Here is a 15,153-nt window from a genome sequence, read left to right on the forward strand (position 1 = left end):
GACAGGACCCCCGGCCGGGAGGGCGGCACGGGGGTCCTGGGTGGGGGTTCTGATCGGCTGCGGCCAGGTGGCTCGGTCCTAGGCGGCCAGGGTCGGGTCGGCGAGCAGCCGGAGCCGGCCGAGCGCCTCCCGCTCGATCTGCCGGACCCGCTCGGCGGAGATGCCGTGCACCGCGCCGATGTCCGCCAGCTTGGCCTGCCGGCCGTCGTGCAGGCCGTACCGCCGCCGGATCACGTCCGCGGACCGCGGGTCGAGCTGGTCGACCAGGCTGAACAGGCCCGAGCGGTCCGAGGCGTCGGCGACCAGCTGGTCCGGACCCGGCGCGGTCTCGGCCGCGATCAGGTCGCCCAGCGAGGTCTCGCCCTCGTCGTCGATCGGGTTGTCCAGGCTGATGTGGTCCCGGCCGATCCGGATCAGGTCGGTGACCCGGTCCTCGTCCAGGTCCAGCTCCGCCGCGATCTCGTCGATCTCCGGCTCACGGCCGAGCCTGCGCTCGAGCGTCCGCCGGGCCGATCCGATCTGGTTCAGCTGCTCGACCACGTGCACCGGCAGCCGGACCACCCGGGCCTGCTGCGCGATCCCGCGGGTGATGGCCTGACGCACCCACCAGGTGGCGTACGTCGAGAACTTGAAGCCCTTGCGGTAGTCGAACTTCTCCACCGCGCGGATCAGGCCTGTGTTGCCTTCCTGGACCAGGTCCAGGAGCGGCATCTGGGACCGTCCGTAGCGGCGGGCGATCGATACCACCAGGCGCAGGTTCGCGGTCACGAACCGTTGCTGGGCGCGCTGACCCTCCTCGGCCAGCCACTCCAGCTCTTCCTCTGTCGCATATTTGGGCGCGCCGCCCTTCTTGCGTCCAACCCGCCCCTCGGCCAAGAGCTGCTCCGCCAGGAGTCCTGCTTCGACCGTCTCAGCGAGCTCGACCTCTTCCTCAGCGGTGAGCAGGGGCGTGCGTGCGATCTCCTCCAGGTAGAGACCGACGCTGTCCTTGCCGTCGATACCGTCGTCCGTTGACCGGACACGAGCCGTGCGAGCCACCGAAACTCCCTTCGTCGTTACATGGAGAGCAACGCTCGAGTGAGGTTCAAGATTCCACGATGAGTGTGTAAACAGCCTGAACGTTCCCTGAGAGTTCCCGGCACTGTTCCACCCTCGAAACCCACCGCCGGAACCGCTGTTCCGGCCGGTCGTGCGCACCTCGAGCAGCCTGTGCCCACGATCGGCTTTGTTTCACGGGGGTTTGCGTCGTTTCGTCTTGTCGACACAAGGACGCGCGGAACCTGAGAACTGTTGGCAGCACAGGCCCGATCCCTGCGTGGCTGTGGTGCATGACACACCTTCACCCGACACTTCGTGCAACGCCTCAGGTACCCGCCGTCTTCCCGGCCAAACGACGGTCCGGCTCGCCGTGAGGACGGCCACAAACGACCACCGGTCCGGGATTTCTCAGGGAAATCCCGGACCGGTGGAGAATTGCCTTTGGTGCGGCCGCGTCACAGCCGCCGGGGACGGTCTGGTGATCAGCTGGTGGCGAGTTTCAGGGTGTCGAGTTCCCAGGCCAGCGTGAAGGCGATTTCCCGCCACGCGTCGTACCGGCCGCTGCGGCCGCCGTGACCGGCTTCCATCTCGGTCTTCAGCAGCACGTCGACGTCACCGGCCGCGGTGGCCCGCAGCTTGGCGACCCACTTGGCCGGCTCGACATAGAAGACCCGGGTGTCGTTCAGGCTCGTGATCGCGAGGATCCGCGGATACTGCTGGGCGGTGACGTTCTCGTACGGCGAGTAGGACTTCATGTACGCGTACACCTCGGGGTCCTCGAGCGGGTTGCCCCACTCCTCCCACTCGATCACGGTCAGCGGCAGCGACGGGTCGAGGATCGTGGTCAGCGCGTCCACGAACGGGACCTCGGCGACGACCCCGCCGAACGCCTGCGGGGCCAGGTTCGCCACCGCGCCCATCAGCAGACCGCCCGCGCTGCCGCCCTGCGCGACGATCCGCTCGGGCCGGGACCAGCTGGCCTCGACCAGGTGCTCGGCGGCCGCGACGAAGTCGGTGAACGTGTTCCGCTTGGTCAGCATTTTCCCGTTGTCGTACCAGTGCCGCCCGAGCTCGCCACCGCCACGGATGTGCGCGATCGCGAACACCACACCCCGGTCGAGCAACGACAGCCGGGGGATCGAGAACCACGGGTCCATCGAGCTCTCGTACGAGCCGTACCCGTACAGCACGACGGGCGCGTTCCCGTCCTTGGCGACGTCCTTGCGGGCCACCAGCGAGATCGGTACCCGGGTCCCGTCGGCCGCGGTCGCCCACTCCCGGTACTGGGTGTACCCGGACAGGTCGACGCCGCCGAGGACGGGCTGCTGCTTGAGGAGCCGGCGCTCCCCGGTGGCCAGGTCCACGTCGTACGTCGAGCCCGGCGTGACCAGGGATGTGTAGCCGAAGCGGTACCGGGTGTCGTGCCACTCGTCGTTGCGGCCGGGGGAGACGGTGTAGATGGGCTCGTCGAAGGTGAGGACCTCCGGGGACCCGAAGGAGCCGGCGTCGCCCGCGCGCCGCATGATCGCGAGCTCGGTGAGGGCGTCGCGCCGGCGGTATAGGATGACGTGGTCGGCGAACGCGTCGACGCCGAGCAACCGGCTCGACGTGTCGCCCTCGAGCAAGGTGGTCCAGTCGCCCGGGGCGTCCAGCGGCGCCGTGGCGAGGGAGAAGTTGGGCGCGTCCGCGTTGTGCACGATCAGCAGCTGGTCGCCGGCGTGCTCGACGTCGTACTCGACGCCCTCGCGACGCGGGGCCACCACGACCGGCTCGCCGTCCGGGTGGGCGGCGTCGAGCAGCCAGACCTCGCTGGTGAGCTTGCTGCCGAGCGAGATCTGCAGGGCCTTCTCGTTCCGGGTCAGGTCGACGCCCACCCAGAACCGCTCGTCGGTCTCCTCCATCACCAGTACGTCGCCGTCGGTGCCGAGGGTGTGCCGCCAGACCTGGTACGGCCGCCAGGCGTCGTCCACCTTGGTGTAGAAGATGGTCGAGCCGTCCGCGGACCAGGCGGAGCCGTAGTGCACCTCGGGCAGCTCGTCGGCGAGCAGCTCGCCGGTGGCCAGGTCCTTGATCCGCAGCGTGAACCGCTCGTCGCCGGTGAGGTCGACCGAGTACGCGAGCAGCCGGCCGTCGGGGGAGACGTCCACGGTGCCGAGCGCGAAGAACTCGGAGTCGCCGGCCAGCTCGTTGCCGTCCAGCAGCACCTCCTCGCCGGGGATGTCGCCGTCGGTCGCGGGCGGCTGGTCGCCGTCCACCTTCACCCGGCAGCTGATCGCGTACTGCCGGCCCTCGACCGTGCGGCTGTAGTACCAGTAGCTGCCGCGCCGCGCGGGCACGCTCAGGTCGGTCTGCAGGGTGCGCTCGGAGATCTCCTTGAAGATTGCCTCACGCAACGATTCGAGGTGCGCGGTGCGGGACTCGGTGTAGGTGTTCTCGGCGCGCAGGTAGTCGAGCACCTCGGCGTCGGACTTGTCCCGCAGCCACTCGTAGTCGTCGACGAAGACGTCGCCGTGGTGGCTGCGCTCGATCGGCTTGCGGGCGGCGACAGGGGGATTGAGGTCGGACATGCGGCGAGACTACCCGCCCGGATGTCAGAGCTCGTACGTCGCCACCACAGGTGCGTGGTCGCTCCAGCGTTCCGCGTAGGTGGGGGCCCGGTCGACCACGCAGGAGCGAGCCGCGGCGGCGAGTCCGGGGGAGGCGATCTGGTAGTCGATCCGCCAGCCGGCGTCGTTGTCGAAGGCCTTGCCGCGCCAGGACCACCAGGAGTACGGACCGGGCCCGTCGCCACCGAACCGGCGGCCGAGATCGACCCAGCCGGCCGCGAACAGCCGGTCGAGCCAGGCTCGCTCCTCGGGCAGGAAGCCGCTCTTCTTCCGGTTCGCCTTCCAGGCCTTCAGGTCCTCCTCGCGGTGCGCGATGTTGAGGTCGCCGCAGAGCAGGACGTGCCGTCCGTCAGCGCGCAGAGCGGTGAGCCGCTCGGTGATCGCGTCGAGGAACGCGTACTTCTCCGCCTGCCGCGGCGGTGTCTCGAACTCGCCGGTGAAGACATAGGTACTGACGGCAGTGAGCGGTGACCCGTCGTCCAGGACGACCTCGGCCTCGACCCAGCGACCGCTGCCGCTGAAGCGCCCGGGGCCGACCTCGATCCGCTCCGCCTTGATCGGGCGCCGGCTCGCGACCGCCACGCCGGCGCGGCCCTTGCTGCCCTCGATCACCGGCTCAGCGTGGGCGAGGTGCCAGTCCCCACCGAGGTGGTCGCGCAGGACCTCGTCGGTGGCGCGCACCTCTTGGAGGAGGAGCAGGTCCGGATCGGTCTGCTCGAGCCAGGTCGCCATGCCCCGCCGGTACGCCGCCCGGACCCCGTTCACGTTCACCGTCGCCACCTTCAACACCCGGCAACTCTAGTGCCCCGTGTCGGGAGTTGCCTGGCGCTTGCGGCGCCCAGGCACGCACCTGACCACCGCAATCACTCAAGAGACTTCCACCACGGGGCACTGGTGCCCAGCCACTCCTGCTCGGGTGGAGGTCGACGGCCGACACTCTCGACCTCGCGTCGAGGCTGAGCTTGCTCCGCGCTCCGCGACAGGTGAAGTTGTCGTTCAGGTCGAGGGTGGGCCGGGGCGGTCGTCAGCCGTGGAGAGCAGTGCGGTGAGGGATCGCTCGCAAAGGTCCTCGAGGTCCGCCGGCTCGACGGTCGGCTGGTCGATCCAGGTCACCAGGGTCTGCTCGACGTACCCCTGCCAGCCGAGGCAGACGAGCTCGATCGTCGGCGTCCGCTCGATCCCGAGCTGCGCGACCGCGTCGATCACCCAGTGGCTGAACGTCTGCCGCAGCTCCGAGTGCAGCGCGCGGACCGCGGGATCCCCGGCGGCCGACATCAGCAGCGTCGCCCGATAGAGCTGCGGCGCTTCGAGGACGGTACGCACGAACGCGCGGATACCCGAGCTGAGCTGTTCCCTCGGCGGCAGCGCCGGGTCGGGCGCTGTGCGCAGCATCAGTTCGGTCGCCGCCGCCTCGATGACCGCGAACTGGAACTTCTTCTTCGAGCCGAAGTAGTGGAAGAGCAACGCGGGAGAGACGTGCGCCTCGGCCGCGACCAGCTCCACGGTCAGCTCCCGGTGCGGGTCCGCCTCCAGGACCCGCCGGGCCGCGTCGAGGATCTGCGCCCGGCGCTGCTCGGGCCGCAACCGGGCGGACCGCTCACCGCCGGGCTCGACCGGGGTGGCGGAGCCGTCGGTGGCGGACGAGGCGTGAGTCATAGCGCCAGTCTATTGAGTAGACGGTCAACAAGCACTTACTGTTGAGTACCCACTCAACAGCTGGCACGGAGGTTCCGCATGTCCGGCAAGGTCGTACTCGTCACTGGAGCGTCCCGGGGGATCGGGGCCGCCGTCGCCCGGCGGCTCGCGAGCGAGGGGGACAAGCTCGCGCTGGTCGGGCTCGAACCCGAGGAACTGCGGCAGGTCGCCGAGGAGTGCGGTCCGGACGCCGGCTGGTGGGAGGCCGACGTCACCGATCTCGCGTCCCTGCAGGCGGCCGTCGACGCTGTGGTCGAGCGGTACGGCCGGATCGACGTGGTGGTCGCGAACGCCGGGATCGCGGCGCCCGGTTTCACCCGGAGCATGGACCCGGCCGTCTTCGAGCGAGTCCTCGACGTCGATCTGTACGGCGTCTGGCGGACCGTCCGGGTCACGCTGCCGCACCTGCTGGCGAGCAAGGGGTACCTGCTGCTGGTGTCCTCGCTGGCGGCGGTCGTGCACATCCCGGGTCTCGCCTCGTACACCGTGGCCAAGGCCGGAGTGGAGGCCATGGGCAACAGTCTGCGGGCCGAACTGCGGCACCTCGGCGTCAAGGTCGGGGTCGCGCACATGACGTTCGTCGACACCGACATGGTCCGCGGGGTCGACGAGCACCCGGTGTTCGGCAAGGTGCGGACCGGGATCCCGTTGGCGAACCGGGTGTACCCGCTGGACTTCGCGGTGGAGAAGTTCGTCCGCGGGATCAGGCGGCGGTCCCGCGTCGTCCACGTGCCGGGCTGGATCGGTCCGCTCAAGGCGGTGCGCGCGTTGATCCCGCACGTGGTCGAGTTCGGATCGCGGTTGTCCGTCGCGAAGGCCGATCGGGCCGCGCTCGCGGACATCGAGACCCGCGGAGCGACGGTGTCCACCCGGGCTTCGGGTGCGGGTGGTCAGGCGGACAGCGCGAAGGTGGCGCAGCGGTGAGTGCCGGAGCCCGTACGTACGATGTGGTGCTCTTCGGGGCGACCGGGTTTACCGGGGCGCTGACCGCGGCGTACTTGGCGAAGCGGGTGCCGCCGGGATTCAGGTGGGCGCTGGCCGGCCGGAACCCGGCGAAGCTGTCCGAGCTCCGCGATCGGCTCGGCGTCGAGGTGGAACTCGTCGAGGCCGATGTGGACGCGCCGGACACGCTGCGCGCACTCGCCGAGTCCACCCGGGTCCTCGCGACCACGGTCGGCCCGTACGTCCGGTACGGCGAACCACTGGTCGCCGCCTGCGCGGAGGCCGGGACCGACTACCTGGATCTCACCGGGGAGCCCGAGTTCGTCGACCGGATGTACGTGAACCATCACGCCCGGGCGGCCGAGACCGGTGCGCGGATCATCCACTGTTGCGGATTCGACTCGATCCCGTACGACCTGGGCGTCCAGTTCACCGTGGAGCAGTTGCCGCGCCGGGTCCCGATCCACGTGGACGGCCTGGTCCGCGCCGGCGGCCGGCCGTCCGGGGGCACCCTGCAGACCGCGATCACCGCGTTCTCCCGCGGCCGGCAGAATTGGGACGCCCACCGCGCGCGTCGGCAGGCGGAGGAGCGGCCGGCGAAACGGTCCGTCAAGGTGAAGGCCGGCCGGATCCACCGCGCACAGGGCTTCTGGGCCGTCCCGCTGCCGACCGTGGACCCGCAGATCGTCCGGAACTCGGCGCTCCTGCTGGACGAGTACGGCCCGGACTTCCGGTACTCGCACTACGCGGCCGTGAAGCGGTTGCCGATGGTTGCCGGGGGCATCGTCGGGGTCGGCGGGCTGGTCCTGGCGGCCCAGGTCCCACCGGTGCGGAACGCGTTGCTCGACCGGATCAAGGCCGGCGACGGGCCGTCCGAGGAACAGCGGGCGAAGTCCTGGTTCAAGGCCAGGTTCATCGGGTCCGGCGGCGGGCAGCGGGTGGTGACCGAGGTGGCCGGCGGCGATCCCGGGTACGACGAGACCGCCAAGATGCTCGGCGAGAGCGCGTTGTCGCTCGCGCTCGACGACCTGCCGAAGATCGCCGGCCAGGTGACGCCCGCGGCCGCGATGGGTCCGGCGCTGCGGAACCGGCTGGTCGAGGCCGGGATGACGTTCCGGGTGATCAGCACCGAGGAGTACTGACGCGTGCGCCGGGTGCGATCGGCGGACGGGACGGAGCTGGCCGTCTACGAAGCCGGTGACGTGCCCGCAGACAAGCCAGTGCTCGTCTGCGTGCACGGCTATCCGGACAACGCGCGGCTCTGGGATCCCGTGGTCAGCCGGCTCCAGGAGCACTTCCGCGTCGTCACCTACGACGTGCGCGGCGCCGGTGCCTCGGACCACCCGCGCGGCCGCTCCGCGTACCGGCTGGCGCGGCTCGAGGAGGACTTCACCGCTGTCCTCGACGCGGTCGCTCCCGATCGGGCGGTGCACTTGCTCGCCCACGACTGGGGTTCGATCCAGGCCTGGCACTTCGTCACGAGTGAGCGGCTACGCGGGCGGATCGCGTCGTTCGTGTCGATCTCGGGGCCGTCGCTGGATCACGCCGGCTACTTCTTCCGGGCTCGCCGGCCGAAGCGCGAACTGCTCCGGCAACTGCGGCACTCCTGGTACATCTTCTACTTCCACCTGCCCCGGGTGCCGGAACACGGGTGGCGGAACGGCTGGGCGCATCGCGTGTTCGACCGGCTGGAGCGGAGCGCGGGCGGGAGTGCCGCCTCGGACGACGCTCGCTCGATCGGCGACTTCGTGAACGGGCTGGAGCTCTACCGCGCCAACGTGATCCCGCGGCTGCTCCGGCCCCGGCCGCGGCGGACCGACGTACCGGTGCTGGCGGTGTCGCCGGACGGTGACGCCTTCGTCACGACGCCGCTGCAGACCGACGTCGCGCGGTGGGCGTCCCGGCTGAGCGTCCAGGTGGTCAGGGGAGGCCACTGGTTGCCCCGGAACGATCCCGGACTTGTGGCCCGTTTGACCCTCGAGCACACCCGGCGGGTGGCAGGCTGGACGGTATGAGAACGCTCCTGAACCTGATCTGGCTGGTGCTGGCCGGATTCTGGCTGGCCGTCGGCTACGTGCTGGCCGGCCTGATCTGCTGCATCCTGATCATCACCATCCCGTTCGGCATCGCGTCGTTCCGGATCGCCGGGTTCGCGCTGTGGCCGTTCGGCCGCCGGATGGTGGACCGCCGCGGCGCCGGGGCCGGCTCGGTGATCGGCAACGTGATCTGGATCCTGGTGGCCGGCTGGTGGCTCGCGCTCGGGCACCTGGCGACCGGGATCGCGTTGTGCGTCAGCATCATCGGCATCCCGCTCGGCATCGCGAACTTCAAGCTGATCCCGATCTCACTCGTCCCGCTCGGCAAGGAGATCGTCTCGACCGACCAGGGCTTCGGCTCCTGATGCCGACCGGCCGGAAGCTGACCGTCCTCGGCTCCTGCGGCGCCTGGCCCGAGGCCGGTCGAGCCTGCGCTGGGTACCTGCTCGAGTACGACGGGTTCAAGGTGGCCCTCGACCTCGGGTACGCCACGTTGCCGCGGTTGCTGGAGCTGTGCCCGCTTGGCGAGGTGGACGCCGTCATTGTGACGCATCAGCATCCGGACACTGCGTGGACGTCAGCGGCCTCGCCCGGGTTCGGTACTACGAAGCGCGGGAGGCGCCGCCGATCCCGCTGTACTGCCCGCCGGGTGTGGTCGACGTGTTGCGGGCGCTGGAGCCACGTCCCGATCCGGCGACCGTGTTCGACGTTCGCGATCTGGCCGGGTCGTCGGAGGTGGGTCCGTTCAAGCTGGAGTGTGTCCACCTGCCGCACTACGTGACGAACCTCGGGGTCCGGCTGACCGCGGACGGCCTGACCGTGTCGTACACGGGTGACAGCGGGCCGACCCCGGTCCTGCGGGCGTTGGCGAAGGACGCGGATCTGTACATCTCGGACGCGACGTTGCAGGGACCGTCACCGCAGACCACGCCGCGGTACGTGATGACGGCCGGCGAGGCGGCGACGTACGCGGAAGGCGCGAAGCGGTTGATGCTCACGCACTTCTGGCCGGGATCGGACCGCGCCGTCTCGGTGCAGGAGGCGGCCGTGGTCTTCGACGGCGAGGTCATCGCGGCCGACGAGGGGCTGGAGATCGCGCTCTGACGGACCGGGTTGATGCGTTGGGCAACTACTTCTTCCCGGCCTCGGCGACGATCCGGCGGACGTTCTCGATCTCACCGCAGTTCGCGTCGAGGAGTCGCGCCCGTTCGGCGGCGAAGTCGGCCCCGAGTCGCTCACGCACCTCGGCGCTCACGTCGGTCCGCGCCGGGTTGAGCACATCGCGCTCCTCCTCGTCGAGATGATGTGAAAGCGCCTCCGACAACTCGTGCACCTTGTCGCCGAATTCGTCCGAGCTGGTGTCGCCGACCTCCATCAACGCGAGCAGGGCTTCGTTGCCCTCGTCGTGTTCGTGCTCCGAGTGCTCGACCTCCTCGGCGTCGATGGCGTCCCGCTTCCGCAGCGAGGGATAGACCTTCGACTCCTCGGCCTCGGCATGAGCGATGAGGACAGCCGCAAGATCCGCGAGCACGGCGGCACGGTCACTCCGGACGTCCCGCAACTCCCGCAAGGCCTCCTCGAACCACCGATGGTCAGCAAGAATCAGCTCGACGACATCTCCACCAACCTGCGGCAAAATCTTCGGCATCCAAACCTCCAGCTCCCAAAAGTCCTGGCCCGCCAGTACCCGCCGAACCCCCGCCCATGCACCAAGCGTTGCGCGGGCGTCTCGACAGGAGGTGGTAGCCAGGATGCCGCCGACACGCCGTCCCCGGCCGTGATCGATCGCCGGTTCGGTGACTACCTCCTGCTCGAATGCACGTACTGCGCCAGGGCGGCGGTGCAGCGGCAGCCTTGCTCGGTGCAGAGGAGGGCTGCTGGGTCTTTCGTGATGAGGGTGGTCGTGCAGGTCAGTACGTCCTCGACCGCGATCAGGCGCGCCCTGCACTCACCGATCACGACCTCGGTGGTAAACGGCCGGAGGTCCGGTTCGATCTCGTCGAACTTGTGGCTCTCGCCCGACACGTTCGGGAGCTCCATCCACGAGCCCGCGCCCGATTTCGCGTAGCGGTGGAAGCGGGATCTCCCGAGGTGCTGCTCGGCGAGGTGGATGGTGGTGTTCGACGTGTGGTCGACGCCCAGCAACAGCACGTGGCCCCTCAACTCGGCCAGCGCTTCGATCGGTCCCAGTGGCCAGTCCACGCGTTGGGCGTCGATCAACCGCCGGGCATGACCACCCACCGCCAGGAACGCGAACAGCGGATGCGTACCGCGCTCGTGCGCATACCCCAGCCGCAGCGTCTCCGCGATCGTCCCCAACCACCGGTCGACCGGCAGATCCGAACTGAACGGCACAGCAGCGGCGAGCGCGTCGTCGAAATCGGCCCACGTGTCCGCGTTGTAGTACGCGTTGTCCGGCCGGACCAGTCCCGGTGGAGCCGGTAGGCCGGTGTGATCCCACGTGCCGGCGACCATCATCACGGTCCCGCACGTCTCCACCAGAGCCCGGCAGACCGCCTCGGCCCCGCCCTCCACCTCGCCGAACGAACGCAGCGACGCGTGGACGAGGACCGAAGAAGCCGACGTCAAACCCAGCGAACGCAACCCCTCGGCGATCTCCGCCTCGCTCACCACCCGGCCCGCACCCATGGCACGCGATGGAACCACCCAGCGCAGCCACCTGTCCACGGGATTACCCCAGCGCTATCGTGCCCGCATGACGAAGCGACGGGCACTGGTACGAGCTGTCGGTCCCCGCTTGGCCGAGGGCCTGGTCACCCACGTCGAACGCGTCCCTGTCGACGTCGAACTCGCGCGACGCCAGTGGACCGAGTACGTCGAGGCGCTCGGCGCGGCCGGTTGGGACATCGTCGAGGTGCCCGGGATCGAGGAGTGCCCGGACGCCGTCTTCGTCGAGGACACGATGGTCGTGTACCGCGACCTCGCCGTGATCGCCAGAGCCGGTGCGGAGGAACGTCGCCCCGAGGCAAAGGCCGCCGAGGAAGCCGTCGAACAGCAGGGCTACCGAGTCGAGCGGATCGAAGAACCCGGGACCCTCGACGGCGGCGACGTCCTCAAGATCGGCAACACCGTCTACGTCGGACGCGGTGGTCGGACGAACCAGGACGGGATCGACCAACTCCGCGCGTACCTCGAACCGCTCGGCGCCACCGTGGTCGCGATCCCCGTCAGCAAGGTCCTGCACCTGAAGTCCGCGGTCACCGCGTTGCCGGACCGGACCGTGATCGGGTACGCGCCGCTCGTCGACGATCCGGCCGCGTTCCCGACCTTCCGCGCTGTCCCCGAGGAAGCCGGCGCGCACGTCGTCCTGCTCGACGACGACCGTCTCTTGATGGCCGCCTCCGCGCCGAAGTCCGCCGAGCTGTTCCGCGCACTCGGGTACCGGCCCGTGGTCGTCGACATCAGCGAGTTCGAGAAACTCGAGGGCTGCGTCACCTGTCTCTCGGTGCGCCTCAGGCCGTACCAGTAGAAGAGCTGTCCTCCTCGGCCACAACTCGCTCCAACCGGGTGAGCTCCGGGTCGTCCACAGCGAACGTACGGACCGGCCCGGCCGGCGTCGTCGCGGTCTCGAAGCGAACCGTCACCCGTCCACGACCCGAACCCCAGACCCAGCCCGCACCGTGCTGTGCGTGCACCACGTCCTGGCCCGGGTAGTACCCGGTGAGCCGCTCGCGGGGTCGCTCGGGAAGGACCGCGAGGTCGATCGGCACGTCCTCGGACTCGGTGAACAGGTCGTCCTGGATCCAGTCGGCCAGGGACGAGACGCCGACGCCGAGCAGCCGGATCCCACCCGAGACGTCGCTGTCCTCGAGCAGCCGGCGCGCGACCCGGGCGATCACCCGGCTGTCGTCGGTCGGACCGGCCAGGGTGGACGAGCGGGTGTGCGTGGTGAAGTCGTGCATCCGCGTCTTCACCGTCACGGTCCGGCCGGACAGTTGCGCCTTCTGCAGCCGCTCGGCGACGCGGTGCGCCATCCGGTCGCTGATTGCCGCCAGCAAGGACCGGTCGATCAGGTCGGTCTCGAACGTGTCCTCGACGCTGATCGACTTGGTCTCCCGATCGCTCACCACGGCGCGGGCGTCGGCCGCGACGGCGAGCCGGTGCAGGCTGCTGCCGTGGGCGACGCCGACCTGGCGGACCAACTCCTCCTCACTCAACTGCTGCAACTCGGCGACGGTCCGGACACCGATCAGGCCGAGTCGTTGCGCGGTCGCGGGACCGACACCGGGTATCACGGTCACCTGCATCGGCGCGAGGAACTCCGCCTCGGTGCCGGCCGGGACCACCACGATGCCGTCCGGCTTGTCCAGGTCGCTGGCGATCTTGGCGATGAGCTTCGACGTGCCCGCGCCGACCGAGGCGGTGAGGCCGCCGCTCGCTTCCCGGATCGCCTCCTTCAGGTCCATACCGATCGCGTGCACGTCCTCGACGGTCAGGTCGTGCAGCCCGGCCGCGGCGAGATCGACGAACGCCTCGTCCAGCGACAGCGGCTCGACCAACGGCGACAGCGCCCGCATCTGCGCCATCACGGCCTGGCTGGTCTCCCGATAGACCTCGAACCGGGTGCCGAGGTACGCCGCGTGCGGGCAGCGCGACCTGGCCTCCGCGGTCGACATCGCCGAGCGGACGCCGTACCTGCGCGCCTCGTACGACGCCGTGGACACGACACCGCGGAGCCCGATCCCGCCGACGACGACGGGTTTGCCCCGCAGCGACGGTTTGTCCCGCTGCTCGACCGCCGCGAAGAACGCGTCCAGGTCGACATGCAGGATGGAGGGATCGGCACGCACGACCACCAGTCTGACGGGTGCCTCCGACACTTCCGCGGCGGGCGGATTCCCCGCCGAAGCGGCCCGATTCCCGGCCGCCGCGACCACGGTGCCGCCCCGCCGACGCGATCCAGGTCACATCAAGCGGCAGGTTCAGGCAGACTGAGGCCAGGTACTGGGAAGCGGAGGCACCGCAGGGGTCCTCGAAGGTGCACCGCAGGGACCAGGGGAGGCACGTATGGGCGAGGAAGTCGACAAGGTCGAGTTCACCCGGGCCGACCGGACCGCGTTCCGGCATCAGGTCCACCGCAACCTGGACGCGTTCGCGCGGATGTTGCGCGAGTCCCGGTTCGAGGCCGAGCGGCCGATGACGGGGATCGAGATCGAGCTGAACCTGGTGGACGACCGGTCCGACCCGGCGATGAAGAACACCGAGGTGCTCAGCGCGATCGAGGACGACGCGTTCCAGACCGAGCTCGGCCAGTTCAACGTGGAGATCAACGTGCCGCCCGGCCAGATCGACGGTGCCGGGCTGGAGGCGATGGAGAAGTCGATCCGGGGCAGCCTGAACGCCGCCGAGGAGAAGGCGGCCCGGACCGGTTCGTCGATGGTGGTGATCGGCATCCTGCCGACGTTGCTGACCGAGCACATCCGCCGCGACGCGCTCAGCACCAACCCCCGGTACGCGTTGCTCAACGACCAGATCTTCGCGGCCCGTGGTGAGGACGTGCAGATCTCGATCGACGGCGTCGAACGGCTGAAGGTCACCGCGGACAGCATCCTGCCCGAGGCGGCGTGTACGTCGACGCAGTTCCACCTGCAGGTGACGCCCGAGGCGTTCCCGCGGTACTGGAACGCGGCGCAGGCGATCGCCGGGGTCCAGCTCGCGATCGGGGCGAACTCGCCGTTCCTGTTCGGCAAGGAGCTGATGCGAGAGACCCGGATCGCGTTGTTCGAGCAGGCCGCGGACACCCGGACGCACGAGCTGAAGACGCAGGGGGTCCGGCCGCGGGTGTGGTTCGGCGAACGCTGGATCACCTCGATCTTCGACCTGTTCGAGGAGAACTCGCGGTACTACCCGGCGTTGTTGCCGGTGACGTCGGACGAGGATCCGATCGCCGTCCTGGATCGCGGCGACACCCCAGCTCTTGCGGAGCTCCGGCTGCACAACGGGACGATCTATCGCTGGAACCGCCCGGTCTACGACGTTGTCCGGGAGAAGCCGCATCTGCGGGTGGAGAACAGAGTGCTGCCGGCCGGCCCGACCGTCGTCGACACGATGGCCAACGGCGCCTTCTACTTCGGCCTGGTCCGCGCGCTCGCCGACGACGAACGGCCGATCTGGTCGCAGATGTCGTTCAGCGCCGCCGAGGAGAACTTCCACGAGGCGGCCCGGCAGGGGATCGACGCGGAGGTCTTCTGGCCCGGTGTCGGGACGGCCCGCGCGACCGAGCTGGTACTGCGCCGGCTGTTGCCGTTGGCATCACGCGGGCTGGACGCCTGGGAGGTCGACCCGGCGGTCCGCGACCGGCTGCTCGGCATCATCGAGCAGCGCTGCCTCACCCACCGCAACGGCGCCGCCTGGCAGGCCGACGAGTTCCACCGGCTCTACACGAAGGGATCGCACGGCCGCCGCGACGCGCTCCGCGGAATGCTGGGCCGCTACCGCGACCACATGCACGCGAACACCCCCGTCCACGAGTGGCCGGTCGACTGAACCGGTTAGTAAACAGCATGAAGAAAGCGGAGAGGCCCGGACAACGTAGGACAGCGGCCGCTCCGCTCTTGCCGACGGCAACCGATCACGCAAAGCGAGCGGCGTCCGGGTGGGTGCGAATCCGCGATACGAAAGGGGATGCGCCGTCTACGCCGACACGCTCGGCGGTACTGGCGCGTCGGCCGCCGGCCCTGCAAGGGTGTGGCACCCGGAAGGTTAGAAGGTGCCCACGCGGGTATGCACGATCCAACGAGACGCCCACTCGTGGATCACTCGACCGTGTTGCGGACACAACTGCCTAACGGTCACGGTCACGACACAGATGGTGC

Annotated in this window: 14 protein-coding genes; 7 read left to right on the plus strand and 7 right to left on the minus strand. The window is 69.6% G+C overall.

The window, feature by feature from the left end; all coding sequences use genetic code 11:
- Positions 1-78 precede the first annotated feature (78 nt).
- The 4 genes from FB561_RS26025 to FB561_RS26040 all read right to left on the minus strand — a co-directional run bounded on the left by FB561_RS26025 (position 79) and on the right by FB561_RS26040 (position 5,300).
- The gene (locus FB561_RS26025) at positions 79-1,038 is read right to left on the minus strand and encodes a sigma-70 family RNA polymerase sigma factor (protein ID WP_145811139.1); all 960 of its coding nucleotides are present in this window, start codon (positions 1,036-1,038) and stop codon (positions 79-81) included.
- Positions 1,039-1,520: 482 nt separating this feature from the next.
- Complete coding sequence (locus FB561_RS26030) at positions 1,521-3,605, minus strand: S9 family peptidase (protein WP_145811140.1); 2,085 nt, start codon at positions 3,603-3,605, stop codon at positions 1,521-1,523.
- A gap of 24 nt (positions 3,606-3,629) precedes the next feature.
- A complete protein-coding gene (gene xth, locus FB561_RS26035) occupies positions 3,630-4,433 on the minus strand; it encodes an exodeoxyribonuclease III (RefSeq protein WP_145811141.1) in 804 nt (267 codons plus the stop codon).
- Between the two features lie 207 nt (positions 4,434-4,640).
- Positions 4,641-5,300 (minus strand): TetR/AcrR family transcriptional regulator, encoded by a 660-nt coding sequence (locus FB561_RS26040; RefSeq protein ID WP_145811142.1) that lies wholly within the window; start codon positions 5,298-5,300, stop codon positions 4,641-4,643.
- A 78-nt stretch (positions 5,301-5,378) separates the two neighbouring features.
- On the opposite strand from FB561_RS26040, the gene FB561_RS26045 reads away from it, so the two are divergent.
- The 5 genes from FB561_RS26045 (at position 5,379) to FB561_RS26065 (ending at position 9,421) form a co-directional block, all read left to right on the plus strand.
- Entirely contained in the window at positions 5,379-6,263 is an 885-nt protein-coding gene (locus tag FB561_RS26045; RefSeq protein WP_145811143.1) for an SDR family oxidoreductase, read from the plus strand.
- Positions 6,260-7,423 (plus strand): saccharopine dehydrogenase family protein, encoded by a 1,164-nt coding sequence (locus tag FB561_RS26050; protein ID WP_145811144.1) that lies wholly within the window; start codon positions 6,260-6,262, stop codon positions 7,421-7,423. Before FB561_RS26045 ends, FB561_RS26050 begins: the two co-directional genes overlap by 4 nt.
- Before the next feature lie 3 nt (positions 7,424-7,426).
- Positions 7,427-8,296: an alpha/beta fold hydrolase gene (locus FB561_RS26055; protein ID WP_145811145.1), complete on the plus strand. Its 870-nt coding sequence runs from the start codon at positions 7,427-7,429 to the stop codon at positions 8,294-8,296.
- Positions 8,293-8,682, plus strand: a complete 390-nt coding sequence (locus tag FB561_RS26060) for a YccF domain-containing protein (protein ID WP_145811146.1) — start codon at positions 8,293-8,295, stop codon at positions 8,680-8,682. The genes FB561_RS26055 and FB561_RS26060 overlap by 4 nt, the downstream gene beginning before the upstream one ends.
- Before the next feature lie 205 nt (positions 8,683-8,887).
- The gene (locus FB561_RS26065; RefSeq protein ID WP_238335061.1) at positions 8,888-9,421 is read left to right on the plus strand and encodes an MBL fold metallo-hydrolase; all 534 of its coding nucleotides are present in this window, start codon (positions 8,888-8,890) and stop codon (positions 9,419-9,421) included.
- Positions 9,422-9,446: 25 nt separating this feature from the next.
- On the opposite strand, the gene FB561_RS26070 is transcribed toward FB561_RS26065, so the two are convergent.
- Both FB561_RS26070 and FB561_RS26075 read right to left on the minus strand, forming a co-directional pair.
- Positions 9,447-9,965: a hemerythrin domain-containing protein gene (locus FB561_RS26070; RefSeq protein WP_145811147.1), complete on the minus strand. Its 519-nt coding sequence runs from the start codon at positions 9,963-9,965 to the stop codon at positions 9,447-9,449.
- 152 nt (positions 9,966-10,117) lie between these two features.
- A complete protein-coding gene (locus tag FB561_RS26075; protein ID WP_238335062.1) occupies positions 10,118-10,966 on the minus strand; it encodes an AAC(3) family N-acetyltransferase in 849 nt (282 codons plus the stop codon).
- A 67-nt stretch (positions 10,967-11,033) separates the two neighbouring features.
- Here FB561_RS26075 and ddaH point away from each other — a divergent pair, with 67 nt between their 5' ends.
- The gene (gene ddaH, locus FB561_RS26080; protein WP_145811148.1) at positions 11,034-11,807 is read left to right on the plus strand and encodes a dimethylargininase; all 774 of its coding nucleotides are present in this window, start codon (positions 11,034-11,036) and stop codon (positions 11,805-11,807) included.
- Here ddaH and FB561_RS26085 read toward each other — a convergent pair.
- Positions 11,791-13,128 carry a DNA polymerase IV gene (locus tag FB561_RS26085; protein WP_145811149.1) on the minus strand — a complete coding sequence of 446 codons (1,338 nt, stop codon included), beginning with the start codon at positions 13,126-13,128 and terminating at the stop codon, positions 11,791-11,793. The genes ddaH and FB561_RS26085 overlap by 17 nt on opposite strands.
- Before the next feature lie 217 nt (positions 13,129-13,345).
- Here FB561_RS26085 and FB561_RS26090 point away from each other — a divergent pair, with 217 nt between their 5' ends.
- Complete coding sequence (locus tag FB561_RS26090) at positions 13,346-14,824, plus strand: glutamate-cysteine ligase family protein (RefSeq protein WP_145811150.1); 1,479 nt, start codon at positions 13,346-13,348, stop codon at positions 14,822-14,824.
- Positions 14,825-15,153 lie beyond the last annotated feature (329 nt).

Source organism: Kribbella amoyensis (assembly GCF_007828865.1).
GTDB lineage: Bacteria > Actinomycetota > Actinomycetes > Propionibacteriales > Kribbellaceae > Kribbella > Kribbella amoyensis.

Bases quoted from the DNA above. Each gene is read 5' to 3' on its own strand.
- FB561_RS26070 (WP_145811147.1), bottom strand. From the start codon at position 9,965: ATGCCGAAGATTTTGCCGCAGGTTGGTGGAGATGTCGTCGAGCTGATT.
- FB561_RS26075 (WP_238335062.1), bottom strand. From the start codon at position 10,966: ATGGGTGCGGGCCGGGTGGTGAGCGAGGCGGAGATCGCCGAGGGGTTG.
- FB561_RS26045 (WP_145811143.1), top strand. From the start codon at position 5,379: ATGTCCGGCAAGGTCGTACTCGTCACTGGAGCGTCCCGGGGGATCGGG.
- FB561_RS26030 (WP_145811140.1), bottom strand. From the start codon at position 3,605: ATGTCCGACCTCAATCCCCCTGTCGCCGCCCGCAAGCCGATCGAGCGC.
- FB561_RS26060 (WP_145811146.1), top strand. From the start codon at position 8,293: ATGAGAACGCTCCTGAACCTGATCTGGCTGGTGCTGGCCGGATTCTGG.
- FB561_RS26040 (WP_145811142.1), bottom strand. From the start codon at position 5,300: ATGACTCACGCCTCGTCCGCCACCGACGGCTCCGCCACCCCGGTCGAG.
- FB561_RS26090 (WP_145811150.1), top strand. From the start codon at position 13,346: ATGGGCGAGGAAGTCGACAAGGTCGAGTTCACCCGGGCCGACCGGACC.
- ddaH (WP_145811148.1), top strand. From the start codon at position 11,034: ATGACGAAGCGACGGGCACTGGTACGAGCTGTCGGTCCCCGCTTGGCC.